Source organism: Hoyosella sp. YIM 151337, from assembly GCF_026041215.1.
Classification (GTDB): domain Bacteria; phylum Actinomycetota; class Actinomycetes; order Mycobacteriales; family Mycobacteriaceae; genus Hoyosella.
This window is the reverse complement of the sequence record NZ_JAPEIQ010000017.1, coordinates 1-17,983: the sequence shown is the minus strand read 5'-3', so window position 1 is coordinate 17,983 and position 17,983 is coordinate 1. Positions and strand designations below refer to the sequence as shown.

The window sequence follows — 17,983 nt, the reverse complement described above, 5'->3', positions numbered from 1 at the left end:
CCGCAGCCGCATCCAGATCAGGGCCGCGCACGGCGAGTGAGGCGAGCCCGGAGCCGAGCCACACCCCCGGCGGAGTGCCATGCTCGGTGTAATAACTCGCCAGNTCGACGCGACCTGACGAGTCAGATACGCATACCCATCACCCGCGTGCAGCACGTGCAGCGTCATCACGGCCCACATTCAAACAGACCACACCCCAAAACCACTCAGAGTGCAAATGGTGTGTAGCAGCTAAGTGGCAGAGGTCACGCGAAGAAAGATTCGGGTGCTGGGTGCCTGGCGGTACCGGTTCTAGAGTGGACGATCCGCTGCGGGACAGGGGTTTCTGCGCTCCTGGGTCATGGCAAGCAAGCAGAAACAAGTAACGATGCGCACCCAGGCCCGCCAGCGCACACCGCACGCGCTCACGCAGCCGCCGCCAACGCGACGAAACTCAACGCGAAACACCTCGAAAAGTTCTTCATCACCACCGAACACGAACACGAAACGGTGACCGATCAAGACACCGAACGTGAGATCACACGGCTGCGGGAGAAGGCAGCCGAACGCGAAAACACACTCTCAGCGAAACGAAACACGGCGCCTCACACAACCAGTCCTCATCAACAACGGTGAAGCACGCCACCATCGCCGAATGGACCGAAATACCAACGGTCACTCCTGCGGCAGTGGGGGCACCTTATCCGCGTTGATCATGCCGCTCGTGAGCACGAGGCCGGATGGGTAAGTCGTGTGGGAGTTGTCGCCCCAAAGATCCGCAGGGGTATTCGGGGCGGGGCTCGCCCGCGAGTTCAGGGCCGGTCGGACAAGATCCGGCGTGCGCTGTCGAGTGCGGAGCCGCCGAAACTCTAGTCGCACGGGTTATTCGATACTGGGGCGTGGTGCTGCTGTGCGGCGGCTGCGGGCAATTTCGAGAAGCATCGGCATCAGTGAGAAGAAGACGATCAGCATGATGACTAAGTCAAGGTTGTTGTGCACCCAGGGGATGCGGTCACCTAGGACATATCCGAGCGTGGTAAGTCCTGTTCCCCAGAGGATGGCTCCAGCGATGTTATATGCGGTGAATACGCGATAGTTCATGCGGGAAACCCCCGCGATGACGGGAACGAACGTACGCACGATGGGAATGAACCGGGCCAGCACCACGGTCTTTGGACCGTGTTTGGCGAAGAATGCCTGCGCCTTTTCGGCGTGCTCCCGGCGAAAGAACCGTGAGTCGGGTTTGGCGAAAATGGTTGGCCCTGCCTTGCAGCCGATCGCAAAGCCAAGCTGGTCGCCCAGTATTGCCGCTACCGGAACACATACGAGCAGCAGCCAGAGCGGGGCAAATGTATCCGGATGTGTCGCCGAGAGCAGCCCAGCGGTAAACAGCAGTGAGTCTCCCGGCAGGAAGAAGCCTACGAGCAAGCCCGACTCGATAAACACGATCGCGAGAACCGCGAGGAAACCGAACGCGCCAAACCATTCAATAATGGTGACCGGATCAAGCCAGTCTGGCCCGTACGCATACTGAGAGATCATCCGATGGATGTTATGCGGGCACAGCTGCCGCATATGCGAGCCAGCCCACAACCATCCGAAATCTTCACGCATTCTCAGAAATAGTGCCTGCAGACACGATCGCCCCGCATAGGTGAGTGCGATACTGCCAGGATCTGCCCCGCATAAGTGTGCTGTCATCGTCAGCACATTCGGTTTATCTTCTGTAGCCCACGGGTGGAAGGCTGTTCACTAGGTCTGCTCGGTGTTGCTGTCGGGTAGTTCTTCGCCTTTGGCCCATGCAGTGACGATTTTGTTCGCGTCGGGTCGGCGCGGCATCGCGACGATCACGAGGTCACCTTCTTTGAGCTTCGTGCGCGGAGTGGGTATTAACAGCCTAGGCCCACGGGTGATGGTGGTGATCAGGCCGACTGGAGGCATGACCTCGCCGAGGTATTTACCTGCTATCGGCAGGTTGGGAGTGACGCGCACTTCGACGAGTTCGGCGTTGAGATCTCCGATGGGGATACCTTCCGCGACGGGGCTCCAGACATCGCCTTCGCGGGTCAGATTCAGCCATCCCGCGACGGTGCGGATGCTCATCCCCTGAACCACAGCGGAGATCAGGACGACGAAGAAGACCATGTTGAAGATAAGATCTCCGTCGGGATATCCGGCGACGGCGGGGAACGTGGCGAGGAAAATCGGGACAGCGCCACGAAGGCCAACCCAGCTAGCGAATGTCAATTCTCGCCAGTTGAAGTTGAACCAGATAAGGCAGGCCAGAACCGCGACGGGGCGGGCCACGAGGATCAGGACAGCCGCAATAGCCAGTCCTGGGAGAGCAACGCCGATGAGGTTGGAGGGGAAGACCAGCATGCCGAGCATGAGGAAGAGCCCGACCTCCGCGGTGTTGGCGAGGCCTTCATGAAAGGTGCGGATTCCACGGCGGTGCAGAGGAACACGCGCGCCCACAATCAGGCCGGTTACGTACACGGCCAGAAAGCCTGAAGCACCCCCCGCAGCGGCAAGACCATACGACATGCCAGCGACACCCAGCGCCAGCACGGGGTACACGCCCGCAGGTCCCAGCGTTGTCACCAGCATCAGTCTGCTGCCCGCAAGACCGACTAGCCCACCGATGAGCAATCCGCCGCCTAGCTGGGTAACTGCGAAGGAAATCCAGTCCCCTGCAGGTGGTGACTCAGTCCAGGTGGCGATCAGCCCGACAGTGAGCATGATGGCCATCGGGTCGTTCGCGCCGGACTCCACCTCAAGCAGAGCAGACATTTTGCGGGGCAGCGGCGCGCGGCGCAGCATCGCGAACACCGCAGCGGCATCGGTTGACGCCACAACCGCACCGATCAGCAAGGCAGTCAGAATATCGACATTAAGAATCAGGTACGTCGCCCCACCCAGCACAGCAGCAGTGATCACCACCGCCACCGTGGCCAGTAACAAACCCGGCGCGGCGGCTCTGCGCACATCGCTGGGCTTGGTGGTCAGCCCGCCCTCGTAAAGGATCAGAAGCAGCGCTACAGTCCCGACAACCTGCGCTATCTCTGGATCATCCAGCGAAAATATGCCAAGTCCGTCATCGGAAATGACCATGCCCAGTCCCAAAAACAGCAACAGCCCCGGCATCCGGATACGCTGAGCCAAGCCGGAGGCCAGGATCGCAGCGATGAGCAGCAGGGCAGCTGCAAGGACCCAGCGGTCGGCGGGGAGTTGAATACTCATAATCCTCTGGATGCTGTTGAGCGGACGACAGAAAGGAGCTTACCGGTGGCTGAAGTGCCCCCAGCTCTGCCGCGGCGGCGAAAAAAGAAGCCTTCCCCGCCAATCACGACGCTGATCGTCCCGCTCGACGGGACCGATGAGGCGGAAACAGCTATCACGCCCGCGATCAAGATTGCCCGCCAGCTCAACGCGACAGTAGAGCTGTTCACCGTCCATGACCCAGTCCGGGGCCGATGGGCAATGGACATTGATTCAGTCGCAGCTGATACGGGATACAACAACGTCGAGGTGGTCTGCGTCAGCACGGGCTGGGCGGGAGATCACCTGGTACACATGGCCAGTGAGGACCCCGGCGCGGTGATCTGTCTGGCCACTCACAGCAGAGACCAGTTCTCCCGATTGGTCACCGGCAGCGTGACCGAACACGTTATCCGCGAATCTCCCACTCCCGTAATGATAGTCGGCCCGGGATACCAGCCCGCGTTCGAACCTGATCAGTACCACGACTGTATCGTCTGCCTCGACGGCAGCGACCGGGATGACGCGGCCCTGCACACCGCACAACAATGGGCACGCCAGCTAGACCTGACTCTGCACCTCGTGCACATCGACTCACCCAGAAAACCTGATGAACCCCAGATATTCGAGGCCACGCTAGCCGCCCTAGCAGCAAAAGTCAGAGACTCCGGCTTACGCGCAGAGCACGCACACATCACCCACAGTGACCCAGCCGAAGGGATCCAGACCCTACAGACCCAGATGCCAGGAACGCTGACAGTCCTAACGAGCCGAAACCGCGGAGTAACCAGATGGGCACTCGGCAGTGTCACCTCCAACGTGCTGGCACGTAGCCCATCACCAATACTTTTAGCGAAAACCCCCTACGAGCTTTAACATCAGACGCCCCGTTAAAGGCTAGCGGCCACTAGCACTGTTCTGTTAGGAGATAGCAGCGAGATGACACCGCCCGGCTCCGCCACACATCAGAGACCTGCGACAGCCTCACTTCTGAAGCGGCTATACACCGGAACTGGTGCCTTCAACATTATTGGACGCAAGCGTCTTTTCTTCACCATCACAGCCATCTTGCTCGTAATATCACTTTCCGGAATAATATTCCGCGGATTCACATTCGGTATTGATTTTACAGGCGGCACTCGCGTCGAATTGCCAGCCGCACACATCAGTCCTGACGAAGCTGAACGAGTATTCAGCGAAAGTTCCGGGGTTTCCCCCGCCACAGTGCAAGTTGTGGGTACAGGCGCAGCCTCTTCGATACAGATCCGGTCAGAATCGCTCGATGAGGGCCAGATACGTGCAGTTGAGCTGGCATTCCATACGTCTCTTAACGAATCATCGGATACTTCTGCCCAGCACCAGGTGAGCGTATCTGCTGTAAGTGAAACCTGGGGTGGCAGGGTTACCGAAAAAGCGGTACTTGCACTTGCAGTATTCTTAGTACTCGTTTTCGCCTATATCAGCCTCCGTTTCGAGTGGCACATGGCGCTCGCGGCAATCGCTGCTGTAATAGTCGATCTAGCAGTAACTTCTGGAGTCTATGCGCTCGTCGGCTTCGAAGTAAGCCCTGCCACAGTGATCGGTCTCCTTACTATCATGGGATACTCTCTTTACGATACAGTCGTGGTTTTCGATAAAATTCAGGAGAACACCAGAAACGTCGCTAAACAAACCAAACACACGTATGCTGAACTGGCAAACCTGGGTGTAAATCAGACCTTGATGAGATCTATTAACACATCCCTGACCAGCGCGCTTCCCATTATTTCACTATTACTGGTAGCAGTATGGATGCTCGGCGTAGGGACCCTGAAAGATCTCGCTCTCGTCCAGCTAGTTGGCGTTGTAGTCGGCACATATTCATCACCGTTCTTCGCCGCCCCCTTGCTTGTATACATGAAAGAGCGAGCGGAGGAGATAAAGACCCACACCATGAAAGTCATGGAGGCCAGGAGTGCTTAATCGCGAAAAGTCTCTATAAGGATCTTCCGCGAAAGCTCGATCACTCTTGTCAGTCTTCGCTATCTGCAGTTAAGTCGTCGTACTGTATCCGTGCGCGTGGCGCGCCCGTGAGGTAGCCAGCTCGTGCGATCGCATGCCCGCCGACTGCTGCGGTTGACAAATTAATTACTATCGCCAGTCCAGACTTCAATCCATTACCGAGCGTGGGCTGATGAAGAAATACGCCCGAAATTACCAGCGATAGCCCCAGACCAGAAGCAGTAGTCACTGCACTAATTCTCGAGTAAAGGTCCGGCAGCTTGATAAGTCCGACAGCCGCGACCACAAAAGCAAGAACACCAACAGATATCAGTATGGTACCGATCAAATCCAACAACCTGCAGCCTCTCTGCCTCGATACAAAACTCGGCGAAACCCCGGCCGGTTCGTTGACAAAAGTAGATATAACGAGCTGGCACCCTCAGCTTTAAAATGATTCGGCGAACCCCTTGCTTTCATTCTGATACGCTACCGTGCCAGCTTCTCATTCCCCACATGCATCAAAATTCCGCCGACAATAAGCAAGGATGCACCGAAGATCACCCATCCGAGAACCAGACAAAGAGCACCTACAATCACCGCTCCTGCGCCCACAGCAAGAATCTTTCTTCCGTTCCCATTTGCGTCATTTTCTGCGTCAGGAGCCGCCACTACCAATCCTTCCGTTTAGCAGCGTGAATCCGAAAATTCACGACGGAGCGTTGTCACTATTATTCTGCGCTATGGGTCCGGCGCGGCACCCACACCAGGATATCTAAGAGGAACCTTCAAAAGCCTACGGACGCTCACCGTCAAATCAGTGCAAGTCCGATGACAAACACAACAGTGATGACGAAGACTGCCACACTTATTACCAAGCGCCTCCTCTGCAAGCGGTGCACCTGCTCGCTAATAAAATCCTTCTCACTATCTGCCATTCAAGCAGTATGACGTTCTACAGTTGGCGATAACAACACGGAGATCCCAGCTTTTAGAGAAAGGACAGCTCCCCGTTTGGGGATAGATCCCCCACAACCTCTTGGGGGCAAGCCGGTTACGGTACTTCTGCCGCCGGTTGCTCGGCGGCTTTCACTTCCCTGTGGACTATTGCGAGGCTGACGCCGACACCGCGGGCGATCTCGCGCAGGGACTGACCCTCTGCACGGCGGGCGAGGATGGCGCGACGTTTGTCCTCATCGACCACCCGTGGCCGGCCTCCTTTGCGTCCGCGCCGCGCCGCGGACTCCAGACCGTTACGGGTCTTGCGGGCAATGTCACGGCGGCGGTCTTCTGCCAGCGCGAGCGCCAGGTCGAGAATCAGATTGCGCTCGACATGCTCACCCGCCGCGATCCCCGCCAGAATCTTCACCGCCACACCTTGCTCAAACAGAGCGTTCAGCACGATCAAACCCTCGAGCAGGTTACGGCCGAGACGGTCTGCCTCCTGAACGGTGAGCATGTCACCGGGGCGCATGTACTCAAGCGCGGCCCGCAAACCAGGCCGGTCCGCGACCTTCAGTGCACCGCTGACTTTTTCCTCGAACACCTTCACACAGATCGGATCGAGATCATCGTGCTGGCGCTGAGTTTCCTGTTTACTCGTGCTCACCCGTACAAGACCGACAAGCGCCATTCCGGGGACCTCCGAGCGTTCGGTAAACGTGTTCCACAACCAGGTGGGACACTACTCGAAAATGAACGGGTTTCCGAACGCCGCTTCCTGCGGAATCGCCGTGCCGGACCGCGGCAGTGTTTCGTGTTCGGCAGACGGCCCATTCCCGAACGTTCCCTGCACTTGTGACATTCCGTTTCCTTGTAAAAGGATCTTGGTCAAACGTGGAAAGCTGGCGAAGAACGAAGAACCCGCCTGCATCTAGGTGGCTTCCTTTTGGGTTGCAGTTGCAGCAGGACAGCAACCCGTGATGTCAGTCGTAGGTGAAATCATTTCCGCCATGTCCATCAGCATTCCAAGCCGCCAGCCCAACTATCGCTTTATGGGCTACGTGCGCCCGCCGGTCAAAGTTAGCGAGGAGGCGCCGCCACTGTTCCCCCTTCGTCCGGCTACGCGGGGTCTACGTCTGGGGATTGACGTCACCACGATGCCCACTCCTCAAGATGGCCTCGTATCGAGGTTCCTCGGACGCGAGGAGATCGATGTACACCTCATGGTTTCACCTGACGACTCTGCACCTGCTGCGTGGATAGAAGCGATCGGCGATCCGCTGATTCACCAGATCGGATTCACCTCGATCGAAACCGCCAAGCGATGGCTCGACACCGTGCAGTTCGGCGTGACCACGACGGGCAAACAGAAGTCACGCCGCACTAACGTCCGATTCTTCGATGGGTACCAGCATCTGGACGAACGAGCTGCGCCGCCGAACCCTGCGCCACTGACTATCAGCCAACGCCACCGTGCCGCCGCGTACGCTGCTGCAGCCGCCGCGGTCGGCATTGACGCCATCGTGACGACAGCACCGACAGCAGGGCGCTCGGACGTGGCGGACAACGACCTCGTCGCGAGCGTAACGCCAGACGGTGCGGTGGCACTTATCGGACATTACCTGAGAATGACCGCAAACCCGGATATTGATGTACAACGTGGATCGCTTGTCGGCGGTGGAACGTTTGAGATGACCGAGTCAGCGGCCACCATCGAGAACTTTTACGCGTGGGGTGTGGTGTCAGGTATGACGTACTTCGACTGTCTTCCGATGATTGCCGCCAGCCAGGGCGACGTCGAAACGGTGACTGCGGTCGAGTCGATCCACGTCAGGCTGATGCGTGCAGCACGTGCGCTCGACGATATGCTCGCTGCGCTATCCAACCCAGTAAGAGGTAAACGTCGGCTCGACGTCGTCGAGACTGCCGCCGAGGCGTTTGACCGTCAGTTGCTCTATCTCGCCGCTGCCTTCGACATCTTTGGGCGGCGGTATCCACTGCTGATTGACCCCGCCCGCAACCCGCGCAATTTTCGCCATTCGCTCGATGGCAAGGGCTACATCAAGGGGCACTTGGAGAAGCAGTACGACTCCGAGACCCTCGCCGGTGTGAAGCGACTACATGTGTACGCGGGGGTGTGTAAGGTGCTGCGCAACCACATTCACCACGGAATTCTCCCCATCGATCATTACCCTGGGCGCGGCTACGGCAACAGGGTGAGCATTGCACTGAACGTCGATGCAATGCCAGAACTCATGCCAGAAGCCGATGAGAGGATGACCCCGGAACACTACGACTCACTTGGCGTGTGGCGGACCCATCCCCGAGCTGTAGTCGGCGGCGATCCAGCGACAGTTGCCGACTTAGCGACAGCAGGGTTCACACTCATGGGGGCCGGGGTGGCGCTCGTTGAAGAATTTACCAAGCTCATTTTGCTGAACAAGCCACAAAATTCCGTAACGGCAACCAGTCCCATCCTCGGGTGTATCCAAGCACAGCCTGGAAAAGCTGTACCGGAACTGCCTGAGCGTGCGGAATTGTACCAGGCTCTGTTCGGCTGGCACTCTGCCTAAACAAGCGATACCAGACTTTCTTCACTTCATGAAGCGCCCTTGTGTACTCATGAGAAGGTTGCTGAGCGCATGCTGACCTTCCGATTGGTTCCTTGTCCGCCACATCAGAACATCGAACGCACGGGTTGTATCAATGCGCAGTAGGTGATCATCAGTCACTGTCCCGAACCGCCCACACACGGTGCGGAAATCAGTAATGGATACCCCGTCAAACTGACTCGGCCCTTCGGCCGAGCATATGACATCCCTCAGCCGAGGCTATCCTGAGGCGGCTCATTGAGTAAGGCCACTATCTCACCTATCAGGTGATGATCGAATCTGGCCCGGGTAACTCGCTTGACGCCGAGCCTTACGCGATCTCAGCGCGCGGCCTTAGTTCCGGATTGCGGACTCGCAGATCGTGACGTGCCCTTCAAGGTGCTGGCGCGCGTCACGTTCGTCGAGGTCGTCACGATCGGTCGAGATGCAGAAGGAACCCGACTCGCACGCGACGCGGCGCGAGCAAACTCAGCCATCATGCGTGATTCGCTCATCCTTCACTCCCAGTCCTTGGAATACCTCGCGGCAAGTCCATCACACCACAGGACACTGACATTAGCGATCGCCCCCTCTGGGTGGTGCGTCGCTATGTGATTCTGCCGCTTCCTTGGCTTCTTGTGTGACTTCTTCATCTGTGGGATCTGCAATGAAGCCTTCCCGAATCATCGCTTCGCGCATCCTGTTGATCACACTATCTTCCATCTCCTGCAGTGGAGGAATAGCCTCGGCGTCAGCAACGAGGCGCGGCGGCGCGGTTGATGCGTTCCATTGAGCGTACTGACCAGTCATCTCTTCTCTGCCGCGATCCGCCATCGCGAAGACTGATCGGTAGAGACGGGGGGCTATCCCCCGGAAGGGTTCGAACACCACGGTGCCCGAACCGCAGGCGACGCCGCTGCTGCCCTCAGTAACTTGATGGCGGTACATCTCGGGCACTTGAGACTTCGGGTAGGGGTCGATGTAGACAACCCGCCTAATCCCACAAGCGATGATTAGCCGAGCACATTCATGGCATGGGTAGGTGGTCGAGTACATCGTCTGGCCTCCTATCGGAGTACCCCTTCGCGCCGCGGTGCAAATGGCCGCCATCTCGGCGTGGGCTACACGACCGAACTCCAACAAATCACCCACTCGACTATCGGAAAGCGGGCCGTTGAAGATAGCTCGATGTGCCAGCTGGCCGAGATCTTCAGATTCGCATTCAGGCGATAGCCAGCTCCCGTCCTCCCTCAACTTCGCAAGTATGTCTGTGATGAGGACGAGTTTCAGTCGTTCGTTTACGTCATATCCTGACTGGAAATCCCGGTGATCGGGAGTGTCCCCTGGCCAGTACTGGCCCCCTCCCGGTTTCGGAACTTCGTTGACGCCCGTGACAAGGACTTCTCCCTGTGCATCCATAACGACCGCTCCGACTTGTCGTCCCGCATCCGATGACCTCAAGCTCGCCGCTGAGGCGTGAGCCATAGCGATTTCGTCCTGAGTCGGGGTGACGAAAGGGCTTCCAAACAGAAGGTCCACGATTCGCGAGATCTGCTGATCAGTATCTTGGCCAGGCAACAAAGCGACAAAAGCATCCGCAAGCTCGAATGTATGTCGGACACGTTGCCCGAGCTTCTTTGCAGAGTCCTTTTCATCACGATTGATTAGCTGATCAGCGTTGTCGTTATACCACCCGTCGTTGTGCCCCGGCTCGCGTTCTCGAAGAAATTCGAGCATCGCCTTACGACGCTCGCTGACTGGTGACCATGCTCCAACCAGAATGAAACGGGGGCCGTAAACGGACCTAAGTAGTCGAACCTCCTCTGGATGCTTAAGCTGCCGAATGATCGTGGCAACACCAACACGTTCAGACGCGCGGTCATCACCGCTTCGATCTCCATTGCGTTGAGCAGCAATCTCTGTGACTGCAAGGGCTGCTGCAGCACCCCCGTGCCCAATCCTCTCTCGCAGAAAGTCGCCTCGATCCATTAGTCCGTCGAGTTCCGTAGTCGGATTCTCCGGCAAGTCACTAGCGCGAGCCTGAGTCGCTTCTGCAATGAGAGCACTGACTCGGACCGTCTCTGTTGAGTACCCGACCCCCATCAACGCTCGCATGAGCCTGACCTCCACGTCCTGGAGACGAGTACCAATCGCACCGACTAGCCCGATAACGACTTCCCCGCGGCTGATCTCGACTCCTGAGAACAGTCCTGTAGCGACTTCTGACATCTCACCTCAAGGTAAACGATCACTGACATTACCTACGAAAACTACTTGCCGTCCTCCGCGGCCTCCGTGCGTTTCATGAGAGCAGCTGAAGCGGCTTCATTCCTGTGTGACTGACGTCATGCTCCCGATCTTTTGACACGCATGATGAAAGCAGGATGCCGCATCTTTAGCGCCACCGTTTGCGCCGCTTGCTGATTTCCTTCATGACTTGCCGCGCGGCTTGTCTGCCTGGTGAATTTTCGCTTGCTGAGCTGGCGTTGCGGGCGGCCCATTCGGTGCGCAGCTGTTCTTGTTTGGCTCTGCGTTCGGTGTCGCGGGCTGCTGCTTCGGCGCGGATAAGTGCGGCGGGGCGGTCTTGCAGGTCGAACTGGTTCAGGATTGACCGGAGGTATCCCAGCGCGTTGTGCGGGCTGGACAGGATGTGGTGCCCGATGGCGTAGTCCCGCAGTGCTTCTGCGATGTCGTCGGCGTCCCACTGGGCGGCCGCGAAAGGGGTGAGCATTCTGGCCCAGGCGTATTTTCCGTGCCGGCGAATCCAGGGTGGCATCTTGGGGTGGTTCAGGCAGTCTCGGGCCAGCTGGAGGGCGGCAGGATCGGCCTGCGCACGACCTGAGTTGGTAGTGAGCTGTTTTTGTCGGCACGTAGTGCCCTGAGTAACTACCCCCTTACGGGGATTTTCTCTTCTTCCGATACTACGTATCAGAGGGGTGACATCCATGTAATTTGGCAGGTGAGAGCCGTTTGGGTTATCCACAGGGAGTCTGCTGAATCGGCGGGATTCGTGCAGCACGGACACTGTGCACCAGCCGCGGGCTCTATCGCCGCGTTTCCACGATTCGAGGCGCTCAGCGAGGGTTCGGAGACGGCCTGCCTGTATGTCGGTGACCACTCCGAGTTCCCTGGCGAGATGTCTGGCCCGCTGCACCTGCCGTCGGCAGACACCGGCGTGATTGACCAGGCCGGAACGGGCCCCATCACGATGCAGCTTGCCGACCGGCACCCGGCAATCGCGGCCGGTTTCGTTGTCCGCGCCATGCGACATCCCCGCCATGACCATCAGAAACGTCTCACGGGCAACTGGTTCGGTTCGCCCCTCGTCGCGGAGCCGCCGATAGTGCAGGCAGTACAGCACGGAGCAGTGCAGCAGCCACTTCTCGCGGCCCCACCAGCACTGCGCCCGGTCGCGGCCGCGATACGCGCCCTCGGGAAGCGGCCTGCGCAGCGGCAGCACGAACAGCCCCACACGGAAGGCGTTTCTCCTACGGGGTGACGCTCCGTGAACAGGCCTGCAGGATTCTGCAGACAGAAATTCTTGCGCCGAATCCTCGTGTTCAGTTGTGCCGTTAAACGGGTAGCCGCTACCCTCGGAAGTGCCGCTAAGCAATTCCGTTCCTCTCAGTGAGGGGCGGCCTGATCAGGGAGTTACCGCTCGCTGATCACACACTTGAAAGAAGACCCTGGCTGCCGGGCCGGGGTTTTCTGCTTTCTGCGTCAGCCGCCCAATGAAATTATGCTCAGGTCAGGCAGACTTCTGCAGCGGCAACACCTCCTGGTTCAGACTCGGAGCTAGGTGTTCTAAGCCGGTGTTCGCGGCGATCAGGGCCGCCACGTAATCCGTCTCGGTCATGCCATGAGCCCGGGCAGCCTCTGCAGCAGCTTCTTTCAGCATGAGAGGCAGCCGGACCTTGTACTGAACACGGTGGCCCTTGCTGGGTCGACCCGGTTTGCGCGATGACATCACAGCCATACCTTAAATACTGGTACCCATATCCCGATCTGCAGGTGAGGACACGCCGGCTAATCCTTGCCGGTTCCTTTGCAAGCCGTCAGGCTCCGCAGCTTGGTGGCGAAGATGACCGATGGGGCTCTTGATCAGGACGTTCTTATTCCTGCCGCCGCGTTTCTGTGGTTCTACAAGACGCAGTTCCGTAATCACGATTCGTCGTGATTACGGAACTACGTTTTAGCGTGTTTGCGATTTTCAGGTGTTGAGGTTGTGGCCGTACTCGCTGCGGATCAGGCGACGTACCTCGTCGGCCATTTTGATGTCGCGCTGGGCGCAACCGACTTTCAGTGCCCGGTGCAGATCTTCGGGTATGTCGATGGTGAGCCTTTTCATCGGCGGCTGGGGCTGTTCTGAATCCGCTGACGCGGCTGGCTCGCTTGCCGCGCTTACCCAGGCGTCTGGCGACGGCACTGGCTTGGATTGTTTTGCCGCGATGCTGACACGCTTGCTCACTGGTTCATCAGCTCCTGGGTGAGTTCGGTGACTTCTTCTGCGGCCACAGAAGCCGGATCGGTCTCCAACACCGTCAAGCCCTGGGCAGCTGACTCCGCCAGGATGACTCGCTGCGCGACAGTGGATTTGAGTGCGGGAATGCCGTAGGAGTCGAGCGCGGCACGCACGTCTCGCCCAATCGCCGTATTTACGATTCTGCGATTCACCGCAAAAACGGCTTTGAGGTCTTCCTTATACACGCGGGCTTCGTCAATGAGCTTGACGATCTCCGCTGCCGCCCACACGTCGTACGGTGAGGGCTGAACCGGAATGACGACGATATCGGCGGCCATGATCACGCTCCGGGCCAGGTCTGTTACGCGAGGAGGGCCGTCAATGATGACGTGATCGTAGTTGCGGGCCAGCTCTGCAACCTCGCGGTGAATAGTGGGGCGGGGCAGTCCGACTACCTGAAATGACGGCGATTCCTTTCGTGCCGCAGCCCAGTCCAGGGCGCTCCCTTGTGGGTCCGCGTCGATCAGCAGCACCCGGCCCCCTTGTGAGGCGAGTACGCCCGAGACGTTGACGGACAGCGTGGTTTTGCCAACTCCGCCCTTCTGGTTGACAAGTCCGATAATCATGCCGCTCCTCAGTTGCATTCGTACGGCGTCGTGAAAATAAATCTACGGCAATACGATTCGCCGTATTGCCGTAGACATGTAACGGCGTGATTACGCTTCGTCGCAGTTCCGCAACGGCGTATCGCCGTATTTCTGCAATTACTGGATCAACTGTTTCTGCATCTGCAGTTGCTGCCAGGCAACGTTTTGGCTGGTGGCGCGGGCTCCGAAATATGCTCGGATTCAGCGCAGCAGCCAGGCGCTCAAGGGACGAGCACGGCATCGATCGGTCGTCGTCAGGGGGCAATGCGGTGGCACCGCGCCCGCTGGGACTCACGTGCCTCGTAGGCCACTATCGGGGAGGCCGCGGGCACCAGAAAACAAGCCGCGTGGGAGCGCTGGAACCAGTAACCGAGCCCAAACCACCGCGCAAGCGGTGATTGCAGGCGCACGCTTCTTGGGACACGTCTGTCTGTTGGCGTGCTTCTAACGCTCACGCCAATGGAGCCAGTCGGGAATCGTGGTCCCCTGCGGCCGTGCTGGTTTCGGTGAGTGGTGAGGTGCCTGAGTTTTATGTGTGGTAGGCGTCGCGGCGGTGGCGGATGGAGGCCACGGTGACGGTTCGTGTGTGGTCGTTGATTTCGTAGAGGATGCGGTATCGCCCCGGCGTGCGGAGTACAGGTGGTCAAGGGGCGGGTAGAGACGTTTACCGACGCGGCGGGGACTGGTGAGCAGAGCCCCTGAGAGTAGTTCTCCCACAGCCATGGCTGCTTCTAGGGGCAGTTCCTCAGCCAGGGCACGGCGAGCAGGACGGCGGAGCGTGAGCGTGTACGGCTGGCGCTGCTCGTCGTCGTGTTCTGGCGTGCTCATGTCTGCCAGTGAATCAGACAGGCGTGCAGATGCTTTAGCGTTTGCCCGCGGCCTGGCGCGCGGCGAGGAGATCGTGCAGTGCCTCCACGCCGGAGAGCTGGTCTTCGCTGGTGTGGTCACGCAGATCAGCAATGGTGTCCGGGTCGGAGAGCACAGCGATGGTCTCCTGCAAACGCTCGAGTTCCCCGACGGGGACGATGTAGCCGACCTGCTTGCCGTGCGCGATAAAAGGAACGGACTCGCCATGCTCTACCCGCGCAGCGATGGCAGACCACGCAGCAAGCGCGTCCACGTCAGCGACGGGTTCCTCTGTCATGGAATCCAGTGTGCGTGATCGGCCACTGCCTAGCCACCCTCTCGTGAAAATCCCCCTCGGCCAAATGGCCCGCCGCCTCCCTGGCGGCGCTTCGAACCCATCCACCACTGCGCGGGGAAGGGGGCCGGTGCTCGCTGCCTAGAGCATCTCAGCGCATCAATATCAGCACTGTTTGATCGGATCTCCGGGTGAAGCTCTAGTCCCCGATGCCGTGGCCGCCCAGGCTGCGGCCGGGGCTGCGGCTGGGTTCGTGGTCGAGCGCCGGTGTGGGCCGTGTTTGGCGTTTCTGGCGGGTGAGGTCTGCGCGGAGGCGTTGTTCCTGGGCGTGATGTTCGGGGGTGAGCTTGTTGCGGCGGTGGAGTTCCTGTTGCGCTGCCGCCTGGCGGTGGTGTTGCTCGCGGTGGAGCTGCTCGGCGCGGCGGATGTGGCTGGCGCGGGCGGTGGCCGTCTGCGCGGCGGTTGCGGTGACGTGGTTCTCGGCGTGGGTGATCTGCTCGGCGGTGACGGGTGGTCCTGAGGGTTTCAGCTGGTGGGCGTGCTGCCACGCCACCTTTGCCTGGTTGTCGAGGTCGCTGTGGGTGGCGGTGAGTTTGGCGAGGGTGGTGTCGAGTTCGCGGCGGCGGGCGCGGGCAAACATGCCTAGGTGGCCGCGTTCGGTTTCCAGTCTGCGGATCTCGCGGGTGATGTCGTGGCGCTGGGTGTTCAGGCTGTCGGCGTGCTGGGCGGCGCGGGTGTAGTTCTGCCATGCCGTGTGCTGCTGGGTGAGGCGGGCGAGGTCGTCGCGGGCGCGCGTGTGGTCGTGTTCGGTTGCGGTGAGTGCGCTGTGCCCGGCCATCACGATGGTGGCGTCCGTGCCCCGCTGGGGGTCGTGGCCGCTGGCGATGCGGCGCAACTGCTGGTCGGACAGCTGCCGCACCGGGTTACCGCGCAGCTCCGCCGCCACCACCGCATCCACCCGCTGGCCAGGTGCGGGGGTGGCTGCTGTGTGCTGGGTGAGTTCGTGGTGGGCGGTGCGGGCGTAGTCGGCGAGCTGGTGGTCCATGCCGGGATGCCGCGGCGGCAACACCCCCAGCACCGGGCCCGCTTTGGTACTGTCTCGGGACGCCGGGGCTGCCGGTGTCTCTGCGCCGGAGGTTCCCGGTGTCCCGGGTGTCTGGGGTGTGCTCGCTGCGGCGGGGGTGTCCGGTGCGGGGTGGGGGAGGTGCTGCAGCAGCAGCGTGTTCACATCGGGTGTGGTGGTGAGGTCGTGGGTGTGGATCGCGTGGGTGAGCAGGCGTGTGGTGTCGTGTCCGTGGTGGGTGAGGGCGGTGAGCCGGGCATACAGCGCCGCGTGCGTGTCCTCGTGTGCGCGCATGGTTTCGGTGATGGCGGCGGGCAGGGACCGGTCGATGAGCCAGTCCAGATAGTCGCGGGTCAGCGCGTCGCGGGCGGTGGTGTATGCGTCGTGCAGGCGCTGCGGGTTCTCGGCTTCCCGCAGCACGCCGCGCAGGGTTTCGGTGGCCGAGCGCTGTCCCTGATCCCGCTCGAGCACGGTTGTCAGCCGCTCCAGCACCGTCATCGGCTCACCCTCGCTACGGCTGGGGGAGAGGTGGACGGGTTCGGTGTCGATATCCAGCGTGTCGGTGGGGACGTAGAGGTGGTTTTCGCTGCGCCCGCGGGTGGCGGCGACGTAGAGTCCGGCGCGGCTGGTGTGCCCGGTGATCAGCGCGTGGGTGGTGTCCACGGTGACGCCCTGCGCGCGGTGGATGGTGCAGGCGTACCCGAGCTCCACATGCGCGGTGACATACCCGGCGGGCAGGGTGACGGTGCCGCGGCTGGCGAGGTTGCGGGCGCCGATGCTGCCGTCCTCACCAATGGTGGTGATGGTCCACAGGTCCCCGTTACGGACCCGCTCACCGGGACGGGACCCCGCTTTCACGCGCACAGTCGGGTCGTTGTGGCGGGTGACGATCGTGTCCCCGACCCGCGCGGTGGTGCCGTCACACAACCCCACCACCCTGCCACCACCACCAGCACTGCCGCCGTTGTTAGTGCCGTCTGCCGCTGCGCCGGTTGTGGCCGCGGTGCTGGCACTGGTGGTCGTGGTGTGGGTGGCGGCCTGGAGGAGTTCGTTGAGGGCGCGGGCGTCGTCGCGGGTGGCGGCGAGCACGATGCTGCTGCGGCCTGCGTTGCGGTCGGTGAGGTACGCGGTCGTGGCCTGTTCGAGGAGGTCGTCGCGGGTGCCGTCGTGGATCCAGCCACGCTGCGCATACAGCGCCAGCCCCTGGGGGTTCCCGGTGCGCAGCTGCAGTGACGCGGCCGCCTGCGCGTGGTCGTCCCCGAACCGCACCACGGTGTCGAGCTCGGGCGCGCGGGTGTGATCCGCGAGCAACCTTAGTGTCCCGCCGGTTTCGACGGCGTCGAGCTGGGCGGGGTCACCGAGCAGCCGGATCACCGCACCCGTGCGCTGCGCGATTTCCTGGAGCGCGGTCAGGTCCGGCAAAGAGGCCATCGCGGCCTCGTCGACGAGCAGCATCGTCCCCGGCTGGATTTGTCGGGGGATGGTTCCCGCGGGGATGCCGTCGAGGCGGCCGCGGTAGGGGTAGGTCAGCGACGCCAGCGTGGCGGCAGGGGCGCCGATCTCGCTGCCGAGGGTGTCCGCCGCGACGGCGGAGGGGGCGAGCGCGATCACGTCGCGCCCGGAGTGTGTCCAGGTGTCGGCGACCAGTTTCATGGCGGTGGTTTTCCCCGCCCCGGCGGGGCCGGTCGCGACCGCGACCTGCGCCCCGGAGAGGCAGAAATGCCGCGCGATTTCCCACTGCCCCCCATTAAGCCCCCGCCCCGTGGTCTTCTTGACCGCGGCGCCTGTCGCGCGCAGCTGCGCATGGCTGGCGAAATGCGTGGTGGGGGTGCTGGTCGCGTCCAGCAGCGCCTGCTCGGCGCGCAGGACACTGAGGGTGGTGTAGCGGGTTTCCCCATGCCGGGTGAGCACCGACTCCCC

General features: G+C 60.7%; 17 protein-coding genes. 4 read left to right on the top strand and 13 right to left on the bottom strand.

Annotated elements, in window-relative coordinates; genetic code table 11:
* Positions 1–861: 861 nt before the first annotated feature.
* The gene (locus ONR57_RS09055) at positions 862–1,521 is read right to left on the bottom strand and encodes a DedA family protein (protein WP_265122909.1); all 660 of its coding nucleotides are present in this window, start codon (positions 1,519–1,521) and stop codon (positions 862–864) included.
* A gap of 210 nt (positions 1,522–1,731) precedes the next feature.
* Positions 1,732–3,219 carry a potassium/proton antiporter gene (locus ONR57_RS09050; protein WP_265122908.1) on the bottom strand — a complete coding sequence of 496 codons (1,488 nt, stop codon included), beginning with the start codon at positions 3,217–3,219 and terminating at the stop codon, positions 1,732–1,734.
* A gap of 45 nt (positions 3,220–3,264) precedes the next feature.
* On the opposite strand from ONR57_RS09050, the gene ONR57_RS09045 reads away from it, so the two are divergent.
* Both ONR57_RS09045 and secF read left to right on the top strand, forming a co-directional pair.
* Positions 3,265–4,113, top strand: a complete 849-nt coding sequence (locus ONR57_RS09045) for a universal stress protein (RefSeq protein WP_265122906.1) — start codon at positions 3,265–3,267, stop codon at positions 4,111–4,113.
* Between the two features lie 63 nt (positions 4,114–4,176).
* Positions 4,177–5,199 (top strand): protein translocase subunit SecF, encoded by a 1,023-nt coding sequence (secF, locus tag ONR57_RS09040; protein ID WP_265122904.1) that lies wholly within the window; start codon positions 4,177–4,179, stop codon positions 5,197–5,199.
* 49 nt (positions 5,200–5,248) lie between these two features.
* Here secF and ONR57_RS09035 read toward each other — a convergent pair whose 3' ends face one another.
* The 3 genes from ONR57_RS09035 to ONR57_RS09025 form a co-directional block, all read right to left on the bottom strand.
* Positions 5,249–5,566, bottom strand: a complete 318-nt coding sequence (locus ONR57_RS09035) for a monovalent cation/H(+) antiporter subunit G (RefSeq protein WP_265122903.1) — start codon at positions 5,564–5,566, stop codon at positions 5,249–5,251.
* 140 nt (positions 5,567–5,706) lie between these two features.
* A complete protein-coding gene (locus ONR57_RS09030) occupies positions 5,707–5,889 on the bottom strand; it encodes a hypothetical protein (protein ID WP_265122902.1) in 183 nt (60 codons plus the stop codon).
* Positions 5,890–6,271: 382 nt separating this feature from the next.
* Positions 6,272–6,850: a recombinase family protein gene (locus ONR57_RS09025; protein WP_265122901.1), complete on the bottom strand. Its 579-nt coding sequence runs from the start codon at positions 6,848–6,850 to the stop codon at positions 6,272–6,274.
* A gap of 319 nt (positions 6,851–7,169) precedes the next feature.
* Between ONR57_RS09025 and ONR57_RS09020 the strand changes: the two genes are divergently transcribed.
* The gene (locus ONR57_RS09020) at positions 7,170–8,732 is read left to right on the top strand and encodes a hypothetical protein (protein ID WP_265122900.1); all 1,563 of its coding nucleotides are present in this window, start codon (positions 7,170–7,172) and stop codon (positions 8,730–8,732) included.
* Between the two features lie 594 nt (positions 8,733–9,326).
* Here the strand turns inward: ONR57_RS09020 and ONR57_RS09015 are convergent.
* Positions 9,327–10,979 carry an anti-phage dCTP deaminase gene (locus ONR57_RS09015; protein WP_265122898.1) on the bottom strand — a complete coding sequence of 551 codons (1,653 nt, stop codon included), beginning with the start codon at positions 10,977–10,979 and terminating at the stop codon, positions 9,327–9,329.
* A gap of 166 nt (positions 10,980–11,145) precedes the next feature.
* Complete coding sequence (locus ONR57_RS09010; protein WP_265122897.1) at positions 11,146–11,526, bottom strand: hypothetical protein; 381 nt, start codon at positions 11,524–11,526, stop codon at positions 11,146–11,148.
* A 183-nt stretch (positions 11,527–11,709) separates the two neighbouring features.
* On the opposite strand from ONR57_RS09010, the gene ONR57_RS09005 reads away from it, so the two are divergent.
* Positions 11,710–12,249, top strand: a complete 540-nt coding sequence (locus tag ONR57_RS09005; RefSeq protein ID WP_265122896.1) for a hypothetical protein — start codon at positions 11,710–11,712, stop codon at positions 12,247–12,249.
* Positions 12,250–12,498: 249 nt separating this feature from the next.
* On the opposite strand, the gene ONR57_RS09000 is transcribed toward ONR57_RS09005, so the two are convergent.
* The 6 genes from ONR57_RS09000 to ONR57_RS08975 all read right to left on the bottom strand — a co-directional run bounded on the left by ONR57_RS09000 (position 12,499) and on the right by ONR57_RS08975 (position 17,974).
* A complete protein-coding gene (locus ONR57_RS09000; RefSeq protein ID WP_265122894.1) occupies positions 12,499–12,717 on the bottom strand; it encodes a hypothetical protein in 219 nt (72 codons plus the stop codon).
* 243 nt (positions 12,718–12,960) lie between these two features.
* A complete protein-coding gene (locus ONR57_RS08995) occupies positions 12,961–13,218 on the bottom strand; it encodes a hypothetical protein (protein ID WP_265122892.1) in 258 nt (85 codons plus the stop codon).
* Positions 13,215–13,838, bottom strand: a complete 624-nt coding sequence (parA, locus tag ONR57_RS08990; RefSeq protein ID WP_064442633.1) for a ParA family partition ATPase — start codon at positions 13,836–13,838, stop codon at positions 13,215–13,217. Before parA ends, ONR57_RS08995 begins: the two co-directional genes overlap by 4 nt.
* A 550-nt stretch (positions 13,839–14,388) precedes the next feature.
* Positions 14,389–14,457, bottom strand: a complete 69-nt coding sequence (locus tag ONR57_RS23295; protein ID WP_308198672.1) for a hypothetical protein — start codon at positions 14,455–14,457, stop codon at positions 14,389–14,391.
* Positions 14,458–14,721: 264 nt separating this feature from the next.
* Entirely contained in the window at positions 14,722–15,003 is a 282-nt protein-coding gene (locus ONR57_RS08980; protein WP_265122889.1) for a hypothetical protein, read from the bottom strand.
* A gap of 196 nt (positions 15,004–15,199) precedes the next feature.
* Positions 15,200–17,974, bottom strand: a complete 2,775-nt coding sequence (locus ONR57_RS08975; protein WP_265122888.1) for an ATP-dependent RecD-like DNA helicase — start codon at positions 17,972–17,974, stop codon at positions 15,200–15,202.
* Positions 17,975–17,983 lie beyond the last annotated feature (9 nt).

What these genes read in the sequence shown, in the direction of transcription:
- ONR57_RS09055 (WP_265122909.1), bottom strand. Translation starts at nt 1,521, where the DNA reads ATGATCTCTCAGTATGCGTACGGGCCAGACTGGCTTGATCCGGTCACC.
- ONR57_RS09050 (WP_265122908.1), bottom strand. Translation starts at nt 3,219, where the DNA reads ATGAGTATTCAACTCCCCGCCGACCGCTGGGTCCTTGCAGCTGCCCTG.
- secF (WP_265122904.1), top strand. Translation starts at nt 4,177, where the DNA reads ATGACACCGCCCGGCTCCGCCACACATCAGAGACCTGCGACAGCCTCA.
- ONR57_RS09025 (WP_265122901.1), bottom strand. Translation starts at nt 6,850, where the DNA reads ATGGCGCTTGTCGGTCTTGTACGGGTGAGCACGAGTAAACAGGAAACT.
- ONR57_RS09020 (WP_265122900.1), top strand. Translation starts at nt 7,170, where the DNA reads ATGTCCATCAGCATTCCAAGCCGCCAGCCCAACTATCGCTTTATGGGC.
- ONR57_RS09015 (WP_265122898.1), bottom strand. Translation starts at nt 10,979, where the DNA reads ATGTCAGAAGTCGCTACAGGACTGTTCTCAGGAGTCGAGATCAGCCGC.
- ONR57_RS09010 (WP_265122897.1), bottom strand. Translation starts at nt 11,526, where the DNA reads ATGCCACCCTGGATTCGCCGGCACGGAAAATACGCCTGGGCCAGAATG.
- ONR57_RS09000 (WP_265122894.1), bottom strand. Translation starts at nt 12,717, where the DNA reads ATGTCATCGCGCAAACCGGGTCGACCCAGCAAGGGCCACCGTGTTCAG.
- parA (WP_064442633.1), bottom strand. Translation starts at nt 13,838, where the DNA reads ATGATTATCGGACTTGTCAACCAGAAGGGCGGAGTTGGCAAAACCACG.
- ONR57_RS08980 (WP_265122889.1), bottom strand. Translation starts at nt 15,003, where the DNA reads ATGACAGAGGAACCCGTCGCTGACGTGGACGCGCTTGCTGCGTGGTCT.